The organism is Sphingomonas panacis, assembly GCF_001717955.1.
Taxonomy (GTDB): domain Bacteria; phylum Pseudomonadota; class Alphaproteobacteria; order Sphingomonadales; family Sphingomonadaceae; genus Sphingomonas; species Sphingomonas panacis.
In genome coordinates, this window is the sequence record NZ_CP014168.1 from 3378441 (window position 1) to 3396768 (window position 18328).

Sequence of the window (18328 nt, forward strand, 5' to 3'; positions counted from 1 at the left end):
TAGGAGCCGCCTATGTCCGAACCCTATTACATCACGACCGCGATCAGCTATCCCAACGGCAAACCGCACATCGGCCACGCCTATGAGGCGATCGCCGCCGATGCGATCGCGCGCTTTCACCGTCAGGCCGGGCGCGACGTTCGCTTTCAGACCGGTACCGACGAACACGGCCTCAAGATGGTGCAGACCGCGCGCGACAAAGGCGTTGAGGTGCGCGCTCTCGCCGACGAAATGTCGGGATTGTTCAAGGCGATGTGCGATAGCCTTGATGTGTCGTATGATCGTTTCATCCGTACCACAGAGCCGGATCATCACCGCGCCAGCCAGGCGATCTGGCAGGCAATGGCGGATGCCGGCGACCTGTATCTGAGCCGCTACGAAGGCTGGTATTCAGTTCGCGACGAAGCCTATTACGACGAGAAGGAACTGGTGGACGGGGAAGGGGGCGTAAAGCTCTCGCCGCAAGGCACCCCCGTCACCTGGACGGCCGAGGAAAGCTGGTTCTTCCGGCTCTCCAAATACCAGCAACCGCTGCTCGATCACTATGCAGCCAACCCGGACTTCATACGGCCGGAGAGCCGTCGTAACGAGGTGCTGCGCTTCGTCGAAGGCGGGCTGGCGGATCTGTCCGTGTCGCGAACGAGCTTCGACTGGGGCGTGAAGGTGCCGGGTAGCGACGGGCACGTCATGTACGTCTGGGTCGACGCGCTGACCAATTATCTCACCGGCGTCGGTTATCCCGATGATGGCGCGGCGCTCGCGAAGTATTGGCCGGCCGATCTCCACCTGATCGGCAAGGATATCGTGCGATTCCATACGGTTTACTGGCCAGCTTTTCTGATGTCCGCGAAGTTGGCGCTGCCGAAATCGGTGTTCGGTCATGGCTTCCTGCTCAACCGCGGCGAGAAGATGTCAAAGTCGCTCGGCAACGTCACCGATCCTATTGGTCTTGCCGAGAAATTCGGTGTGGATTCCTTGCGCTATTTCCTGCTGCGGGAAGTGAGCTTTGGGCAGGACGGCAGCTACTCGGCCGAGGCGATCGTCACGCGTGTCAACGCCGATCTCGCCAATGGCCTCGGCAATCTCGCGCAGCGCTGTTTGTCGATCATCGCCAAGACGTGCGGGGGCGTGGTGCCAGCCGATACGGTGGATACCCCCGCGCCGGACTTCGGCGATCCGCTCGGCCAGATCGTCGAAGCGATGCGCGATTTGAAGATCAATGAAGCCCTCGAGGCGATTTGGGACTGTGTGCGGATTGCAAACGGCTATTTCGCGGATATGGCGCCGTGGGCGCTTCGCAAGACCGATCCGGCACGGGCGGACGGCGTCCTCTATCATACCGCCGAAGCGATCCGCCAACTTGCCATCCTCGTACGCTGGGTGATCCCGGGCGGAGCCGACCGACTGCTGGACCTGCTCGGTCAAGACTCCAGCGCGCGCGACTTCGCCGCGCTTAATGTTCCGATCATCGCCGGGACAACGTTGCCGGCGCCCCAAGGCGTGTTTCCCCGTCTCGACCTGCCTGTGGAAGCGGACGCCTGATGTTCGCTGACAGCCATTGCCACCTCGATTACAACGGCCTGGGTGACCGGCAGCAGGAGGTGCTCGCCAACGCCCGCGCCCGCGGGGTCGAGGTGATGCTCAACATCGCGACGCGCGAGAGCGAGTGGGACGTGGTGCTAGGCACCGCCGAGCGTGAGCCCGACGTGTGGGCCACCGTCGGCATCCACCCGCATGAGGCCGATCAGCACCCCGACGTCAGCACCGCACGGCTGATCGAGCGTGCCCGGCACCCGCGCGTCGTCGGCATCGGCGAAACCGGCCTCGATTATTATTACGACAAGAGCGACCATGAGCGCCAGCAGGCAAGCTTCCGCGCACACATCGCCGCCGCGCGCGAGACGCAATTGCCGATCGTCGTCCACACCCGCGACGCCGAGGACGATACCGCCGCCATCCTGCGCGAAGAGATGGAGCAGGGGGCCTTCCCCGGGGTGATCCATTGCTTCACGGCGAGCGATGCGTTTGCCGATATCGCACTCGATCTCGGCTTCTACATTTCGATCTCGGGCATCGTCACCTTCAAGAACGCCAAGGATCTGCAGGCGACCGCAACGCGATTGCCACTCGACCGGGTGTTGATCGAAACCGACGCGCCGTTCCTCGCGCCGGTGCCGCATCGCGGCAAGACCGGCGAACCCGCGTTTGTCGCGGATACCGCCGCCTTCCTTGCCGGCTTGCGCGGGCAAAGCGTGGAGGACCTGGCCGAGGCGACCGCGCGAAACTTTTACGCGCTGTTTAGCAAAGTGCGCGCATGAAGGTGCGGGTTCTCGGATCGGGCACGTCATCGGGCGTGCCGCGGATCGGGAATGATTGGGGGGCGTGCGATCCCGCCGATCCGCGCAACGCCCGCACGCGCGTCTCGATCCTGGTCGAGACCGCGAGCACGCGCATCCTCGTCGATACCGGGCCGGACATGCGCGCGCAGTTGCTGGCGGCGCAGGTCGCGACGGTTGATGCGGTGATCTGGACTCACGACCATGCCGACCACACGCATGGCATCGACGATCTGCGGCAAGTCTATCATGAACTCGGACATCCGGTGCGGGGCTTCGCCAGGCCCTGGACGGCGCAGTCGCTGATGACGCGCTTTCCTTACGTCTTCGCGGGCGCCGGTGGCTATCCGCCAACGGTAACGATCGCGGATTTGAGCGACGCGCTCACGATCGGCGACATTTCGATCCGTGTTGCGGATCAGCCGCACGGATCAATCACGTCTGCCGGGTTGCGCTTCGAGGCCGATGGCAAGAGCCTTGGATATGCTACCGATATCAATGAGATGGCTGGCATCGTTCAGTCACTTTATGAGGATCTTGACGTCTGGATTGTGGATGCGTTGCGCGAACGGTATCATCCGACGCATGCCGATCTCGCTACGACATTGGGCTGGATCGAAGCAGTCAAGCCGCGCCGTGCAGTGTTGACCCATATGGATCAGTCGATGGATTATGTCACGCTTGCGGCGCGGCTACCGGACGGGATCGAGCCGGCATATGATGGGCTGGAGATCGACCTGTGACCGGCGACGTGCTGTTCTACGTAGTTATGCTGGTGCTACCGATCTCGGCGCTGGTCGCCCGACGTTTGCCGGTCGGTGAGGTGGTCAAGATGGCGCTGGCCTGGCTGGCGATCTTTCTGCTGCTGTTTTGCGTCGTAGCGGCTTGGCAGGAGGCGATGGGCGTTGGCGCTGGGATGCGCGGCTCTCTTGGGCTATGACTGTTGATTTAACATAATATGTATTATCGAACTTATGGATCATGCGAGGGGCGGCAATGGTTGAGCGTCTGACAACGATCATGGCCCGCCTCCGCGACCCGGTCAGCGGCTGCGAATGGGATCGCGCGCAGACCTTTGCTTCGATCGCACCGTACACGATCGAAGAAGCCTATGAAGTCGCTGACGCCTGCGAGCGTGGCGACATGGTGGAGCTTCGCGATGAACTCGGCGACCTGCTGCTTCAGGTCGTGTTCCACAGCCGGATGGCCGAGGAAGCCGGTTATTTCACGCTCGCCGACGTGGTGACCTCGATCAGCGACAAGATGGAGCGCCGCCATCCGCATATCTTCGGCGACGCGACGGAGGGCGGCAATCACCGCTGGGAGCAGATCAAGGCCGAGGAACGCGCGGCCAAGGCGTCGTCAGGCGCTCTCGACGGCGTTGCGGCCGGCCTGCCCGCTCTGCTGCGTGCAGAGAAGCTCCAGAAGCGCGCCGCCCGCGTCGGATTCGATTGGCCGGATGCGAGCGGTCCGCGTGCCAAGATCGATGAGGAACTGGCGGAGGTGGCCGCTGCGGCGACGCAGGCCGAGCGCGAGGAAGAGGTTGGCGATCTACTGTTCGCGGTCGTCAACTGGGCGCGCAAGCTGGGTGTCGATCCCGAGGCGGCGTTGCGGGCCGGCAACGCGAAATTCGAACGGCGGTTCAAAGCGATGGAGGCGGCCGATCCGGAGTTGGCGGCGCGCGATCTCGATGCGCAGGAGCTCCTATGGACGGCGGTTAAGGCGCGCGAGAACTCGACAAGTGCATGACGAGCGTCCTGTTCGTATGCTGATCGAACTGCTGCATGCCCGCGTTCCCCGTCATTTGCCATCGAGCGGGCCGCGTTCCTCTAACCGCGTGTGAGGAACCGCTCGTAATCGCTCGGGGACATGCGAACATCGTAGAGCGCGTGTTCGCCATCGACCGCCTGCCCCAGCACTTCGCCGTGCGCGTGCAACCAAGCCGCACCGGCGCCGTCGGCCGATTCGAGCGTAATCGTGTAGCGGCGATGCCCCTCGGTCAGCAGTGCGCCGATCGTGGCGACGAGGGTGTCGAGCCCTTCCCCGCTCAGCGCAGAGATCGGCACGACGTCATCGCGATGGCCGGCCTCCACGAGCATGTCCTCGCGCGCTTCGCCTTCGAGCAGATCGAGCTTGTTCCACGCTTCGATGCGCGGTGTAGTCTCGGTGACGCCGAGATCGCGTAGCACGCCTTCGACGTCGTCACGCTGTGCCTGCGTATCGGGGTGCGCGATGTCGCGGACGTGGATCAGCAGATCGGCCGAGACCACCTCTTCCAGCGTTGCCTTGAACGCGGCGACGAGTTGGGTGGGCAGTTCAGACACGAATCCAACGGTGTCGGACAGGATCGCCTTGTCGATGCCGGGCAGCGAGATTTGCCGCAGCGTCGGGTCGAGCGTCGCGAACAGCAGATCCTCGGCCATCACATGCGCGCCGGTCAGCCGGTTGAACAGCGTCGATTTGCCGGCGTTGGTATAGCCGACCAGAGCGATTACCGGCCACGGCGCACGCTGGCGGCGTTCGCGGTGAAGCCCGCGGGTGCGGCTGACCGAATCGAGTTCCTTGCGTAGCCGCGCCATCCGGTCACGGATCAGGCGGCGATCGGCTTCGATCTGCGTCTCGCCCGGGCCACCGAGGAAGCCGAAGCCGCCGCGCTGGCGCTCCAAGTGGGTCCAGCTCCGCACGAGCCGACCGGCCTGGTAATCGAGATGCGCGAGTTCGACCTGCAACCGCCCTTCGGCGGTCGCGGCACGCTCACCGAAGATTTCGAGAATCAGCCCGGTACGGTCGATCACCTTGGCTTCGAGCGCGGTTTCGAGATTGCGCTGCTGCACCGGAGTCAGTGCGGCATCGAACACGACCAGACCCGCCTCCTCCATCCGCACCGTCGCGGCGAGTTGCTCGACCTGACCGCTGCCGATCAACGTGGCGGGCTTGGGCGCGCGAAGGCGAAGCGCGACTTTCTCCACCACCGTCACGCCGATTGCGGCGGCTAGGCCAGCGGTCTCGTCGAGGCGCGCATCCGCATCGCGCGCCGAGGCGCCATGATCGGGATATACGACGATGGCGCGGGCACCGCGGGCAAACTCGTCGCGGTCCCGATCGAAGCCAGTACTCAAAGCGTCACTCTCAATCTTCTTCTGTCTCGGCCTGCTCATCGGCGAGGTTCAGCGGGTGCGCCGGCTGGATCGTCGACACGGCATGTTTGTAGACGAGCTGCGACATGCCATCGCGCTGGAGCAACATGCAGAACAGATCGAACGCGGCAATGTGTCCCTGCAACATCACACCGTTGACGAGAAACATCGTCACATTGTCGTTCGACTTGCGGACCGCGTTGAGGAAAATCTCCTGAAGCAGCGGCTGCTTGCGCTGCGCCTCGCCGACCGCGTTGACGATCGCGGCGATATCGACAGCGCTCGACGGCATGATCGTCGAGATGGCGTGCTTGTAGATGAGCTGAGACTGGCCATCGCGGCGCAACAGCACGGAAAAATTGTCGAACCACGTCACGATGCCCTGAAGCTTGACGCCCTTGACGAGAAACATCGTCACCGGGGTCTTGGAGCGGCGCAGTGCGTTGAGAAAGAGATCCTGAAGCGAAGCTGGTTTGTCGGCCATCGGTCGATCCTTTGTTTTTGGCGGGTTTTTTCCCGCAGCGCGCCATTTACGGCGTCGGTTGTGCGATTGTCGCGGCGCCAATCTAGGCGCGCGCGGCGGTTTCGTCCACTATTCCTCGCGCCCCTCGGTGATACCGAGCAATTTGAGCTTCCGGTGCAGTGCCGAACGCTCCATGCCGATGAAGTTCGCCGTGCGCGAAATGTTGCCCGAGAATCGCTTGATCTGGACGCGCAGATATTCCCGTTCGAAGGTTTCGCGCGCCTCGCGCAACGGCGAGCCCATGATAGCTGTCGCGCCGCTGCCGAGTTCGCCGGGATCGCCCAGCACCTCGCTCGGCAGCATGTCGAGGTCGATGCGGCCGATCCGGTCGCCCGGCGCCATGATGATGACACGCTCAACGATGTTGCGGAGCTGGCGGACGTTCCCCGGCCACTCATAGGATTGCAGCGCGACCATCGCGTCAGGTGCGATCTCTGGCGTCGGCACGCGCCGATCTGCGGCGTAATGCGCGACGAAGTGTGAAATCAGCGCCGGGATATCCTCCCGCCGCTCGGCGAGCGGCGGGATTTGGACCGGTACGACGTTGAGTCGATAATAGAGATCCTCGCGGAAGCGGCCCTCGGCGATTTCGTGGGCCAGATCGCGCGATGTTGCGGAGACGACCCGGACATCGACCTTGACGATGCGCGTGCCGCCGACGCGGGTGAAGCTCTGGTCGGTCAGAACCCGCAGGATGCGGGCCTGCGTGGCGATCGGCATGTCGGCGATCTCGTCGAGGAACAGCGTGCCGCCATGCGCCTGTTCGAGCAGGCCGGAACGGACGAGATCACCGCCCTCCTCCACCCCGAACAGTTCCTCGTCGACTCGCTCGGGCGTCATGCGCGCGGCGTTGACGATCACGAACGGCGCATCGGCGCGCTGGCTCCAGCCGTGCAGCAGCCGCGCGGCGATTTCCTTGCCAACGCCCGCTGCACCCATCACCAGCACGCGGCTGCCGGTCGCGGCGACACGCTTGAGGGTCGCACGCACCGCATTGATGGCGGCGGAATTGCCGGTGAGATCGGCATCGCGCGCGGCGACCGCGCGCAAGGACGCCACCTCGCGGCGCAGCCGCTCGGTCTCCGTCGCGCGTGCGACCATTAGCAACAGGCGTTCGGCTTCGAACGGTTTCTCGATGAAATCGGCGGCGCCCCGCCGGATCGCGGCGACGGCAGTGTCGAGATTGCCGTGGCCCGAGATCATCAGCACAGGGATGGTCGAGTCGCGCCGCTTGATCTCGTCGAGCAGATCGAGGCCATCGAGCCGCGAGCCGTGCAGCCATACGTCGAGCAACACGAGCGACGGCCGCCGCATGGAGATCGCCTCAAGCGCGGCGTCGCTGTTGGCCGCGGTGCGCGTACCATAGCCTTCGTCTTCAAGGACGCCCGCGACGAGATCGCGAATGTCATGCTCGTCGTCGACGATGAGGATATCGAGTGCCATAGGTCAGGTCCGGTTCTGGTTATAGTCGGGCGCGCGGGTTTCGGAGGTAGGAGCCTCGCCGGCGTCCAGTGCCGCAAGTGCGACGGTATCGAAGCGGATCGTCACGCAGGTGCCGCCGCCTTCGTTGTCGGCGAAGCTGATCGTACCGAAATGCTCCTCGACGATCTTCTTGACGATGGCGAGCCCGAGGCCGGTGCCGCGCGCGCGTGTCGTCACATACGGTTCGACGATGCGGTCTCGCGCGGCGGGCAGACCAATGCCGCTGTCACGAACAACGATTGTCACCGCATCAGCTTCCTGCGTGAGGGTCATCGCGACTCCCCCGTCCTCGCCTTCACCTTTGGCTTCAATCGCCTCCACCGCATTTTTGATGATGTTGGTGAGCGCCTGGCCGATCTGGCGGCGATCGCACACCAGCATCGGTCCCGGTTCGTCATATTGCAGCACGAAACGGATCGCCGGATGCGCGACTTCGTGCAGGAACAACGTGTGCCGGGCGACCTCAAGCAGCGGTTCGCTGCGAAACACTGGCTTTGGCATGCGCGCGAACGACGAAAATTCATCGACCATCCGCCGCAGATCACCGACCTGACGGACGATCGTATCGGTCAGACGGGCGAAGGTGCCGTCATCCGCAGGGATTTGCTTGCCGTAGCGGCGCTGGAGCCGTTCGGCGGCGAGCTGGATCGGGGTGAGCGGGTTCTTGATCTCATGTGCGATGCGGCGCGCCACGTCCGACCAGGCGGCGCGCCGCTGATCGAGCAACTGGCCGGTGATGTCGTCGAACGTCAGGATCGGCCCCTCGCCCGCGCGCGTGATCTTCACCGCGAGTGTCTTGGCCTCACCGGTCGCATCGACCTCGACGATCGCCTCGCGATCCTCGCTCTCAATCAAGGCACCGAGTTCCGGTGAGACCAGCGATAGCGGCTTGCCAACGAGATTGTCGTCGCCGGTCTTGAGCAAGGTCGCCGCCGAGCGATTGATGAGGCGGATCGTTCCATCATGCGCGATTGAAATGACGCCGGCCGTCACGCCCGACATCACCGCTTCGATCAGCGCGCGGCGGCTTTCGAGCGCGCTGGTCTGCGCCTGCAAGCGGCTCGTCATCTGGTTGAACGCAGCGGCGAGCGTGCCAACCTCGTCGCGCTCCTCGCGTTCGGGTACGCGCGCGGTAAGGTCGCCGTCGGCGATCAATCGCGCGGCGCCGACCAATTCGTCGATCGGCCGTACCAGACGGTCGGCTACGGCGAGTGCAATCCAAACCGCCACGCCGACGATCAGCAGCGCCACCGCGAACAGCGCCGCGTTGAACTGGAGTTGCAGAGCACGCGCCCGCGCCTGGATGTCGCGGTAATCCTTGAGAACGTCCTCAGCGGCGACATGCTGCTGGTTGAGGAAGTCCGCGTTCGTGCCGGTGCCGACATATAAATACAGATTGTCGGATGCAGGCAGCGCCGTGACGACCCACACCATATCCTTGGCGAGATCGACATAGGCGCGGTTCTGCCGCTTGACGATGTTGAGAATCTTGGGATCGGCGCGCTTGGCGAGAACGGCGAGATCGGGCACCGCCACCACCGTAATCGGCTCAATCCCCCCGGTTGGCGTGTAGCGGAACACTGCGGCCTGACTGAGGCTGCGCTGGTACGTCTGATATTGCAGGAACGTGGGGAAGCGTGGCGAGCCGACCGGAATCTGCGCGGACTCGCTCGCGATATCCGCGGCCATCACGCGGCCCTCGTTCGACCAGCGCGTGATGATCTCGCGCTGCGAATCACGCACCATGTTCATTGAGGCCTCGAACGAACTCCGCGCGCGGTCCGACACCCAGAATTCGATTCCGGACTGGAACATGAACGAGGCGGCAATCACTGTCAGCACAATCGGGATGCTGGCCAGCAGCGAGAAGATCGCCACCAGACGGACATGGAGCTGGCCACCCCCTGCGACCGCCGAGCGCTGAGCGCGGTGGCGGGCAATGCGGCGCCCAACCAGAATGATGATCGCTACCAGTGGCAACAGATTGGCGAGCAACAGGAACGCGCTTAGTGCGGGTGGCACCATCTGTTCGGCGAGCGCATGCGTGCGGATAACGGAGTAAGTCGCGATCGAGATCGCAACCGTAATGCCGAGCGCTGCCAGTTCGATCGCTGCGGCGATTTCGGGAAACCGAAACGCGCGGTCACTGGAACTCGGGGCTACGCGCAACACCATCGTGCTTTCCCTACAACGTCGCCGTTGCAAAGAAAACACACTAATCGTTCATGTCAGCCGATCCGCGCCCCGACCTATCGCCGTGCTGGGGCGCATCCATCGGCCGCACAAACGAAAACCGCTCGCTACCGATCTCTATCCACGAGATCGGTAGCAAGCGGTCGCTGCGGCGCCGATCGGCAACCGCGTGTTCGAATTCGGCGGCGATCCAGCGACGCGTTGCCGCGCCGCGACCGCCGACCGGACGCTTACTTCTTGCCGGAGAGCGAAATGCCACCGAAACGCTTGTTGAAGCGCGCAACCTGGCCACCCGCGTCAAGCATCTGGCCCTTGCCGCCGGTCCAGGCCGGGTGCGCGAGCGGATCGATTTCAAGCTGCATCAGATCGCCTTCCTTGCCCCAGGTCGAGCGCGTCTCGAACGTGGTGCCGTCGGTCATCTGGATCTTGATCATGTGGTAATCGGGGTGGATGTTGCTCTTCACGTCGTATCTCCGGTGAAAGCCACTGGTTTCCGACCAGCGGCGAAGGCGCGGCCCCTATCAGAGCTGCGCGGGCAGTGCAATAACGGCTGGCAACTCAGGCGTGACGCAGCGAGAGCCACCGCCGTAGCGCCACCACCGCCCAGATCGCCTCGACCAACCCGAATGGCCACGCGCCCTGCAGAAATCCGTAAAACGATCCGAGCACGCAACCAGCCGCAAAGCCGAGCGTCCACCAGGACGACCGGCTTTCCAGCGCATAACACACAAGCGTGAACGACAGCGCGAGCAGCCCGAACCAGGTCAGAGCGTCCAAAACCGCACTATGCCTTGGGAGGATCGGCGATCATCGCGGTGAAGTTCGCTTCCGCCGCAAGCTGCCCGTCGATCGTGGCCCTGCCCGCGAACTTGCAGACGCTGCTGCGTTTCTGCACGAACTCGACCTCGAGCTTGAGCAGAACGCCCGGCTCGACGGGCTTACGGAACTTGGCACCGTCGATCGCCATGAAATAGACGAGCTTGCCCGAGCCGGCCAGTCCGAGGCTCTCGACCGCGAGCACACCGGCGGCCTGCGCCAGCGCCTCGACGATCAGAACGCCCGGCATGATCGGACGACCGGGGAAATGTCCCTGGAAGAAGCTTTCGTTGATCGTCACCGCCTTGATCGCCGTGATCGACCGGTCGAGGATGATCTCCTCGACACGGTCGACCAACAGCATCGGATAGCGATGCGGCAGCGCCGCCATGACCCGTGCGATATCGAACGGGCCAGTGGTGCGGACTTCGGCTTGATCCGTCATCGCGGGACGATCAGCGCCCCTGCGGTGCGGGCTTGCCGGGCGCTGCGGCGCCAGGTGCGGCAGCCGCGCCCTGCTGGCGCTGCATCGCGCTGTAATAGACGAGCTGCTGATAGCGCTGGAAGAGCTGACCGGTCTGCTGGCTCGGCTGCCAGTTAGCGGGCGGCGTCACCGACACCGACGGCGTCTGGCGATCGAGTTCGGCCTTGATCTCGTCGGTCAGATCGGCTTCGGGCGAATTGTACTGGATCGCGCCAGCCGAGAGCAGCAGGCTCACCTTCTTGGCGGCGACCACGGCCTTCATCGCCGGATCATACTTCATCGCGATCTGCTCGATCGCATAGGCCTGGGCAAGCGTCGCCGGCTGGCGCAGGCGGCTAACTTCCTGCTGACCCGCCTTCTGGGCGGCTTCGAGCTTTGCGAGGGCCGGGTTCTTGGCGGCCTGCGCCGCCTGCACCTCGGCGTCGGAAAGTTGCTTGTCCTTGTTGGTGTCGAGCGGGGCGATCAGTGCCTGCAGTTCGGTGTCGAGCGTCTGCTGACGCGCGCGTGCCTGATCGAGCTGCGCCTTGTAGGTGGTCGCGATCGTCTGGTTGGCGGCATCGAGTGCCTTGGCGCTGAGGATGACCGATTCCGGATCGGAGAAAGCGATGCCCGAAACCTGCGCGGTGGCCGCGCTGGCTGCGAACGCGGCCGGAACGACGATCGCGCCGCCGATCAGGAGCTTCTTGAACGTGTTCATCAGAATTGTGTCCCTACGTTGAATGTCACAAGCTTGGTGTCGTCGCCCTTCACCTTCTTCAAGGCATAGGCGATATCGATGCGGAGCGGCCCGAACGGCGAGTTCCAGTTTACGCCGGCGCCGACCGAAATGCGCGGCGCCCCCGAATTGCCCAGGAACTGTTCGAGGAACGGTGCGGTGCTGCTGGTCACGGCGTTGTTCACCGACGAGCCGACGCAGGGCGTGGTCGCGCTCGCTGAATAGCCGACTGCGCAGATCGTCTGCAACCCCGCATTGGCGCCATCGGTGGCTGGCACCGCGAATAGCGGTTTGCCGCTTGTGCTGTCCAAAACCGGCGTGACCTGCGGCTGCACAGTGGCGCGGCCCGTCACCGGATCGATCGTGGTCGGGAAGTTTGCCGTCGCGACCGGCTTGGTCACGCCCCACAAGGCGCCTGCCTGAACGTAAATCGACGGCCGCAAGCCCAGTTCACGCGCACCCGATCCCAGCGGGATCTGCACTTCTAGCCGGCCGACATAGTATTTGTTGCCGCCCAGCGCGTCATCGACAATGCTGTTCTTGTCGGTGACGAGGATCTGCTTGCCTGTCGCATCGGTGGTATAGGGCGTTCGCGTCACGCGGGGGCCGACACCGCGAATGTCGAAGCCGGGGAAATCCGGCTCGCCGAGGTAGAAGCGATCGGTGATACGGATCTTGTCGACGCCAGCCGGCTTCTTGCCTTCGAGCGAGAAGATATAGCCGCCCTCGACGTGCAGCGAGCCGATGAAACCGGCGCCGAGGTTCTTGTACTTGGTCGCATCGACGCGCGTACGAACGTAGCGCACGTCACCGCCCAAACCGGCGAAATCCTGGCTGAGGCTGAACTTCTGCCCTGCCGTCGGGCGCAACCGGCTGTTGAGCGAGTCGAAGATCAAAGAATATCCGACCGACGAGGTCCAGCGATTACCGATCGCCTGACACAGATAACTGCCGGCGGCGAGAACGTTACAACTGCCGTCGGAGTTGAAATACTGCCCATTCAGTCCGACCTGATCGTAGGTAAGGCCGTAGCGCCCCGCGAGCGACCAATATTCTGTGAGCGGCACGCCCGCACGGATCTGAAAGCCGGTCGACACCTGAGTATAGGTCGTCTGACGATCGCTGCCGCTAAAGTTGAACGCGTTGTAATCACGCCGGAAGAGGTCGCCACCGATGGCGATGTTCTTGTTGAACAGGTACGGTTCGGTGAAGCCGAGATTGACCGACTTCGAATAGCTCGAGTAGTTGACGCTCGCGCGCAGCTCCTGCCCCTTGCCGCGGAAGTTGCGCTGCGTGATCGAGGCCTGGATGATGAAGTTCTCGAGACTCGAATAGCCGACCGACAACGATAGCTCGCCGGTCGATTTTTCCTCGACATTGGCATCGAGCACAACACGATCGGGCGCCGACCCCTGGCTCTGCTTGATCTCGAACTTGTCCTGGAAGTAGCCGAGCGAGTTGATCCGGTCCTGCGAGCGCTTGACCTGGAAGCTGTTGAACGCATCACCCTCGGCGAGACGGATCTCGCGCCGGATTACCTTGTCCTGCGTCTGCGTGTTGCCAGTGACGTTGATCCGCTCGACATAGCTGCGCTTGGCTTCTGCGATGTGGAAATTGATCCCCATCGTCAGCGTGTCCTTATCGCGGTTGAACTCGGGGTTCGTATCCGCGAACGCATAGCCGACGAGACCAGCCGACTGGTTCAGGCTGTCGACCGTATCCTCGACCTTCTTGGCGTCGTACCAGTCACCCTTCTTGATCGACAGGCCGGCGGCGACCTTCTTGCCGTCGAAATCGCGAATGTCGCTATCGACCGTCACGTCGCCGAACTTGTAGCGCTTTCCTTCTTCCACCACGTAGGTGATGATGAAGTCCTTCTTATCGGGCGTCAGCTCGGCGACGGCGGAGGTCACGCGGAAGTCGGCATAGCCGTTGGTCAGGTAGAACTGACGCATCTTCTGCTGGTCGTAGGCGAGGCGATCCTGATCATAGCTCGTGTTCGAGCTGAGCAGTGTGGTCAGCCGCGCTTCCTTGGTCGCCATCTGGCCACGCAGCGCCTTGTCCGAGAACACTTCGTTGCCAAGGATATTGATCTGGCGGACCTTGGATTTCGGCCCCTCGTTGATTTCGAAGATGATATCGACACGGTTCTGGTCGAGCGTGACCATCTTTGGCTCGATCGCGGCGGCGAATCGGCCCTGACGGCGATACAGTTCGACGATTCGCGCGACGTCTTGCCGGACGGCGGTGCGCGTGAAGATCTGGCGCGGCTTGAGCTTGATCTCCTTGGTGATCTTGTCTTCCTTCAGGCGCTTGTTGCCCTCCAGAATCACGCGGTTGATGATCGGGTTCTCGCGCACGCGCAGCACGATGTTGCCGCTCTCGACGCCGCTGATCGACACGTCGGCGAACAGGTCGCTCGCCAGCAAATCCTTGATCGCCTGATCGAGCAGTTCGTTGTTGTAGGCGACGCCGACGCGCAGCCGCGTGTAGGACAGCACCGTCTCAGGCTCGATACGCTGAGACCCCTCGACACGAAGTGTGAGGATCTTCTTGGCGTTGGGATCGCTGACGACCACGGCCGCACCTGTCGCTGGCGCGGGCGGCATCGGGATCGGCTGCGCCGCGCCGCGCGGCGCAGCGCCACGCTGTCCGCCGCCCCGCATGCCACCGCCTTGGGCGGCGGCCGCGCTCGGCATCGTGGAAAGCACCGTACCCGCCAAAAGCGTGACGAGCGCATGCTTTCCGAACGTCGAAACCTTGATCGCTGTCACTTCCCACCCCAAATCGGAGAAAATACTCGCGGACCGCAACACCGCGGACCCGCCCTGCCCCACCTTCGTCAGCCGATCAAGCCGGTGAGGTTTTTCCAGAGCCCAAACGATCCCAGATCGTTGAACGTCACCATCAACATCAAGGCCAGCATCGCCGCAAGCCCGCCGCGAAACGCCCATTCCTGTACGTGGACCGGCACCGGCCTGCGCCGGATCGCCTCTATCGCGTAGAAGAACAGGTGACCACCATCGAGCACTGGGACTGGCAAGAGGTTGATGAATCCCAGATTAATCGAAATCACCGCGATCATCCAGATCAGCGCAGGTGCGCCGAGCGAAAGCTGTTCGCCCGATACCTTGGCGATGCGCAGCGGCCCGCCAAGCTCATCGACCGACCGGCGTCCGGTCAGGATCTGCCCAAGCCCGTCAAGCGTGCTGCGCAGGATTTCACCGGTCATCTTCATACCGGCGAACGGTGCTTCAATCAGGCTGACCGGACGCAGCACGGGTCTGACCGGGCCAATGCCGAGCAGACCTTTGCGGAATTCGTTGCCGAAGGCGTCACGCTGCACCAGCGCACCGATCGTCACATCGCGGTTCATCAGGTTATCGGCGCGCACGAAGCGGACGTTTACGCGCTCGTCGGGGCGCAAAACGGTAAACTGGGCAAGATCGGCAAAGGTCGTCGTTTCGCGGCCGCCAAGACTGATAATACGGTCGCCGACCTGAAGGCCGGCGCTTGCCGCAGCGCTCTTCGGTGCGACGACGCCGATCACAGAGGGGGTGGCATCCACACCATATGTCAGCGCGAAACCGCCGAGAATCACGATCGCGACGACGAAATTGGCGATCGGACCCGCAGCCACCACCATCGCGCGTTGCCACACCGGCCGCGCCTGCAACGTCTTCGCGCGCTCCTCGGGCGGCAGCATCAGCCACTCGGTGCCGGGCTGGCTTGCCGCGTTCATGTCGCCCGCGAACTTCACGTATCCGCCGAGCGGCATCCACGAGAATTTCCACCGCGTGCCACGCTTGTCGGTGACGCCGAACACTTCCTGGCCGAAACCGATCGAGAAAGCCTCGATCTTCACGCCGAACAGCCGCCCAGCGAGATAATGCCCCATCTCATGCAGAAAAATGAGCGGGCCGATCACCAGCGCGAACGCGAGCACGGTCAGCAGGAAGCCGGGGCTGTGGGTCACGCAACGCAATCCTTCACTCGCTCATGCGCGATCACTCGCGCCTCTGCGTCGACGGCGAGAACGTCGGCGAGTGCCCCCGGCGCGGGCGGATCGTAGCGGATCAAGGTATCTTCGACGATTGCGGCAATTTCGAGGAAGCCGATCCGCCTGTCAAGAAACGCGGCGACCGCGATCTCATTGGCGGCGTTGAGGATTGCAGGCCGCGCACCGCCCGCATCGAGCGCTTCACGTGCGAGCCGCAGCGCCGGGAAGCGTACCGCGTCGGGCGCTTCGAAATCGAGCCGGCCGATCCTTACGAGATCGAGCGGCGCCATCGGCGTCGCCATCCGATCGGGCCAGGCGAGGCAGCTTGCGATCGGCACGCGCATATCGGGTGGGCCGAGCTGCGCGAGCGTCGAGCCGTCGACATATTCCACCATCGAGTGGATCACCGACTGGCGATGCAGGATGATCTCGATCGCGTCGTGCGGCACCGGGAACAGCCGCGCAGCTTCGATCAGCTCAAGGCCCTTGTTCATCATCGTCGCCGAATCGACCGATATCTTCGCACCCATCGACCAGTTCGGGTGCGCGACCGCCTGTTCGACACTTACGCCCCGCATCTGATCCAGCGACCAGTCGCGGAACGGGCCACCGCTGGCGGTGAGGATGATGCGCCGCACGCGACCGGGCCGCGCCACGTCAAAGCACTGGAAGATCGCGTTATGTTCGGAATCGGCGGGCAACAGGGTCGCGCCGCTCCTCGCCGCTGCCGCAAGCACAACCTCGCCTGCCGAGACGAGCGGCTCTTTGTTGGCGATGATGACGGTCCGACCCTGCTCGATCGCCGCCAGCACCGGCTCCAGTCCGGCGCAGCCGACGATGGCGCCCATCGTCAGGTCCGCGCCCAGGTCGGCCGTGTCACGCACCGCCTGCTCGCCGCCCGCCGTCTCGATGCCGGTGCCGGCCAGCGCGCTCCGCAGTGCATCCAGGCACGCTTCATCAGCGACCACGGCACGCTTGGCTTTGGTGCGGATCGCCGCTTCAGCCAACTTGGTCACGTCGCGGTGCGCGGTCAGCGCGAGCACCTGAAACGCGTCCGGCTCACGCTCGACCAGATCGAGCGTCGAGCGGCCGACGGAGCCCGTTGCGCCGAGAATCGTAACTGTCTTCATCAGAAATAAAATCTCGGCAAAATGACCAGGAACGCCGCCACCGGCGCTACGGGCACCAGCCCGTCGAGCCGGTCTAGCACGCCGCCGTGACCGGGAAAAATGTTGCCGCTGTCCTTCACGCCGGCACGGCGCTTGAGCCAGCTCTCGTAGAGATCGCCACCCTGCGCGATCACCGCGAGGAATGGTGTGGCGAGGGTGAGTCGCAGCGGCAAGCCATACATCGCGTGTAGGAATGCGCCGAAGATCGCCGCCATCGCCATGCCACCGAGCAACCCTGCCCAAGTCTTGTTGGGGCTGATCGCCGGTGCGAGCTTTGGCCCGCCTATCACACGGCCGGCGGCATACGCACCGATATCGCACGCCCACACCAACGCGAGCACCCAGAGCGTGAAGACGATGCCTTCCTTCTGTTCACGAATCACCAGCAGCGCCAGCGTCGGCAGTCCGACGTAGATCGCCCCCGCCGCCAGCATCGGGCGCTGCGTGACGATGACGATGAAGAACCCCGCCCCCGCCAGCAGCCCGAGCGTGAAGAAGCCCGGCCCGGCCATGATCGGCGCCATCACCGACAAGGGCACGAAAAGCGCGAGTTGTGCAAGCCGCTTGGTGGCGGCGGGGGTCGCCTGGAGATCGGCCCATTCGCCCATCATCAACAGCCCCAACGTAACGCACACCAGCCAGAATACGATATCGCCCGCGACGATCGCACCCAGTGCGACCGCGATCAGTGCGATGCCGACAATCGTACGCAGCGCGAGTTCGGAGGGCCGCTTAGACGCCCCGCCCTCGTTCACAGGCCCCCGAACCGGCGTTGCCGCTGGCCGAAGATGGCGACCGCATCGGCCAAGGCCGCGCCGTCGAAATCGGGCCACAAGGTCTCGGTGAACAGCAGTTCGGCATAGGCCGCTTGCCAGAGCAGGAAATTGGACAGCCGCACTTCGCCCGACGTGCGGATCAACAGATCGAGGGGCGGCAGGTCGTAGGTGTCGAGTTGCGACTCGATCAGTCCGGTATCGATCGTGGCGGGATCGAGATCGCCCCGCATCGCTCGCTCCGCGAGACGACGCGCGACGTTAGCCAGTTCGGCCTGCGAACCGTAATTGAGCGCGACCGCAAGGATCGGCCCGGTGTTCGCGGCCGTCCGTGCGATCGCCTCATCCACCAAAACGACCAGATCGGACGAGAAGCGGCGATAGTCGCCGATCACCCGCAGCCGCACATTCTCGCGCACCAGTTCGTCGAGATCGGAACGGATGAAGACGCGCATCAGCGTCATCAGGTCGCTGATCTCGTCCTCGGGACGTCGCCAATTCTCGGAGGAAAAGGCATAGAGCGTCAACGCATCGATCCCCATCGAACGCGCGGCGCGCGTTACCCGGCGCACCGCATCGATGCCGGCCTTGTGGCCGGCGACGCGCGGGAGGAAGCGCTTCTTGGCCCAGCGGCCATTGCCGTCCATGATGATCGCAACATGGCGGGGCACCGCCCCGCCATCGGCAATCCGTGCAACCG

General features: G+C 63.8%; 18 protein-coding genes. 5 read left to right on the forward strand and 13 right to left on the reverse strand.

What is annotated here, in order from left to right:
* Positions 1-12: 12 nt before the first annotated feature.
* The 5 genes from metG to mazG are packed head-to-tail and all read left to right on the forward strand — an operon-like array spanning position 13 to position 4085.
* Complete coding sequence (gene metG, locus J0A91_RS15360; protein WP_069205639.1) at positions 13-1542, forward strand: methionine--tRNA ligase; 1530 nt, start codon at positions 13-15, stop codon at positions 1540-1542.
* The gene (locus J0A91_RS15365; RefSeq protein WP_069205640.1) at positions 1542-2318 is read left to right on the forward strand and encodes a TatD family hydrolase; all 777 of its coding nucleotides are present in this window, start codon (positions 1542-1544) and stop codon (positions 2316-2318) included. Before metG ends, J0A91_RS15365 begins: the two co-directional genes overlap by 1 nt.
* On the forward strand, positions 2315-3079 hold the full coding sequence (locus tag J0A91_RS15370; RefSeq protein WP_069205641.1) for an MBL fold metallo-hydrolase: 765 nt from the start codon (positions 2315-2317) through the stop codon (positions 3077-3079). The genes J0A91_RS15365 and J0A91_RS15370 overlap by 4 nt, the downstream gene beginning before the upstream one ends.
* Entirely contained in the window at positions 3076-3276 is a 201-nt protein-coding gene (locus J0A91_RS15375; protein ID WP_069205642.1) for a hypothetical protein, read from the forward strand. Before J0A91_RS15370 ends, J0A91_RS15375 begins: the two co-directional genes overlap by 4 nt.
* A 56-nt stretch (positions 3277-3332) precedes the next feature.
* On the forward strand, positions 3333-4085 hold the full coding sequence (gene mazG, locus J0A91_RS15380) for a nucleoside triphosphate pyrophosphohydrolase (protein ID WP_150126930.1): 753 nt from the start codon (positions 3333-3335) through the stop codon (positions 4083-4085).
* Between the two features lie 80 nt (positions 4086-4165).
* Here mazG and hflX read toward each other — a convergent pair whose 3' ends face one another.
* From hflX to uppS, 13 genes are all read right to left on the reverse strand, one after another.
* Positions 4166-5455, reverse strand: a complete 1290-nt coding sequence (hflX, locus tag J0A91_RS15385; protein WP_069205644.1) for a GTPase HflX — start codon at positions 5453-5455, stop codon at positions 4166-4168.
* Between the two features lie 10 nt (positions 5456-5465).
* The gene (gene hfq / locus J0A91_RS15390) at positions 5466-5957 is read right to left on the reverse strand and encodes an RNA chaperone Hfq (RefSeq protein ID WP_069205645.1); all 492 of its coding nucleotides are present in this window, start codon (positions 5955-5957) and stop codon (positions 5466-5468) included.
* Positions 5958-6065: 108 nt separating this feature from the next.
* Complete coding sequence (ntrX, locus tag J0A91_RS15395) at positions 6066-7439, reverse strand: nitrogen assimilation response regulator NtrX (RefSeq protein WP_069205646.1); 1374 nt, start codon at positions 7437-7439, stop codon at positions 6066-6068.
* Positions 7440-7442: 3 nt separating this feature from the next.
* Entirely contained in the window at positions 7443-9653 is a 2211-nt protein-coding gene (locus J0A91_RS15400; RefSeq protein WP_069205647.1) for a sensor histidine kinase NtrY-like, read from the reverse strand.
* Between the two features lie 248 nt (positions 9654-9901).
* Entirely contained in the window at positions 9902-10135 is a 234-nt protein-coding gene (gene rpmE, locus J0A91_RS15405) for a 50S ribosomal protein L31 (protein WP_069205648.1), read from the reverse strand.
* Positions 10136-10229: 94 nt separating this feature from the next.
* A complete protein-coding gene (locus J0A91_RS15410; protein ID WP_069205649.1) occupies positions 10230-10448 on the reverse strand; it encodes a hypothetical protein in 219 nt (72 codons plus the stop codon).
* 7 nt (positions 10449-10455) lie between these two features.
* The gene (fabZ, locus tag J0A91_RS15415) at positions 10456-10932 is read right to left on the reverse strand and encodes a 3-hydroxyacyl-ACP dehydratase FabZ (RefSeq protein ID WP_069205650.1); all 477 of its coding nucleotides are present in this window, start codon (positions 10930-10932) and stop codon (positions 10456-10458) included.
* Between the two features lie 10 nt (positions 10933-10942).
* Positions 10943-11668: an OmpH family outer membrane protein gene (locus tag J0A91_RS15420; RefSeq protein ID WP_069205651.1), complete on the reverse strand. Its 726-nt coding sequence runs from the start codon at positions 11666-11668 to the stop codon at positions 10943-10945.
* On the reverse strand, positions 11668-14460 hold the full coding sequence (bamA, locus tag J0A91_RS15425) for an outer membrane protein assembly factor BamA (protein ID WP_420852801.1): 2793 nt from the start codon (positions 14458-14460) through the stop codon (positions 11668-11670). The genes J0A91_RS15420 and bamA overlap by 1 nt, the downstream gene beginning before the upstream one ends.
* 68 nt (positions 14461-14528) lie before the next feature.
* Positions 14529-15662, reverse strand: a complete 1134-nt coding sequence (rseP, locus tag J0A91_RS15430) for an RIP metalloprotease RseP (RefSeq protein ID WP_069205652.1) — start codon at positions 15660-15662, stop codon at positions 14529-14531.
* Positions 15659-16816 carry a 1-deoxy-D-xylulose-5-phosphate reductoisomerase gene (locus tag J0A91_RS15435; protein ID WP_069205653.1) on the reverse strand — a complete coding sequence of 386 codons (1158 nt, stop codon included), beginning with the start codon at positions 16814-16816 and terminating at the stop codon, positions 15659-15661. Before J0A91_RS15435 ends, rseP begins: the two co-directional genes overlap by 4 nt.
* Complete coding sequence (locus tag J0A91_RS15440) at positions 16816-17610, reverse strand: phosphatidate cytidylyltransferase (protein WP_069205654.1); 795 nt, start codon at positions 17608-17610, stop codon at positions 16816-16818. The genes J0A91_RS15435 and J0A91_RS15440 overlap by 1 nt, the downstream gene beginning before the upstream one ends.
* Positions 17607-18275 (reverse strand): polyprenyl diphosphate synthase, encoded by a 669-nt coding sequence (gene uppS, locus J0A91_RS15445; RefSeq protein WP_240502296.1) that lies wholly within the window; start codon positions 18273-18275, stop codon positions 17607-17609. Before uppS ends, J0A91_RS15440 begins: the two co-directional genes overlap by 4 nt.
* Positions 18276-18328 lie beyond the last annotated feature (53 nt).

Coding starts and splice junctions, on each gene's coding strand:
- metG (WP_069205639.1), top strand. CDS start 13: ATGTCCGAACCCTATTACATCACGACCGCGATCAGCTATCCCAACGGC.
- J0A91_RS15365 (WP_069205640.1), top strand. CDS start 1,542: ATGTTCGCTGACAGCCATTGCCACCTCGATTACAACGGCCTGGGTGAC.
- J0A91_RS15370 (WP_069205641.1), top strand. CDS start 2,315: ATGAAGGTGCGGGTTCTCGGATCGGGCACGTCATCGGGCGTGCCGCGG.
- mazG (WP_150126930.1), top strand. CDS start 3,333: ATGGTTGAGCGTCTGACAACGATCATGGCCCGCCTCCGCGACCCGGTC.
- hfq (WP_069205645.1), bottom strand. CDS start 5,957: ATGGCCGACAAACCAGCTTCGCTTCAGGATCTCTTTCTCAACGCACTG.
- ntrX (WP_069205646.1), bottom strand. CDS start 7,439: ATGGCACTCGATATCCTCATCGTCGACGACGAGCATGACATTCGCGAT.
- J0A91_RS15400 (WP_069205647.1), bottom strand. CDS start 9,653: ATGGTGTTGCGCGTAGCCCCGAGTTCCAGTGACCGCGCGTTTCGGTTT.
- fabZ (WP_069205650.1), bottom strand. CDS start 10,932: ATGACGGATCAAGCCGAAGTCCGCACCACTGGCCCGTTCGATATCGCA.
- J0A91_RS15420 (WP_069205651.1), bottom strand. CDS start 11,668: ATGAACACGTTCAAGAAGCTCCTGATCGGCGGCGCGATCGTCGTTCCG.
- J0A91_RS15435 (WP_069205653.1), bottom strand. CDS start 16,816: ATGAAGACAGTTACGATTCTCGGCGCAACGGGCTCCGTCGGCCGCTCG.
- uppS (WP_240502296.1), bottom strand. CDS start 18,275: ATGGACGGCAATGGCCGCTGGGCCAAGAAGCGCTTCCTCCCGCGCGTC.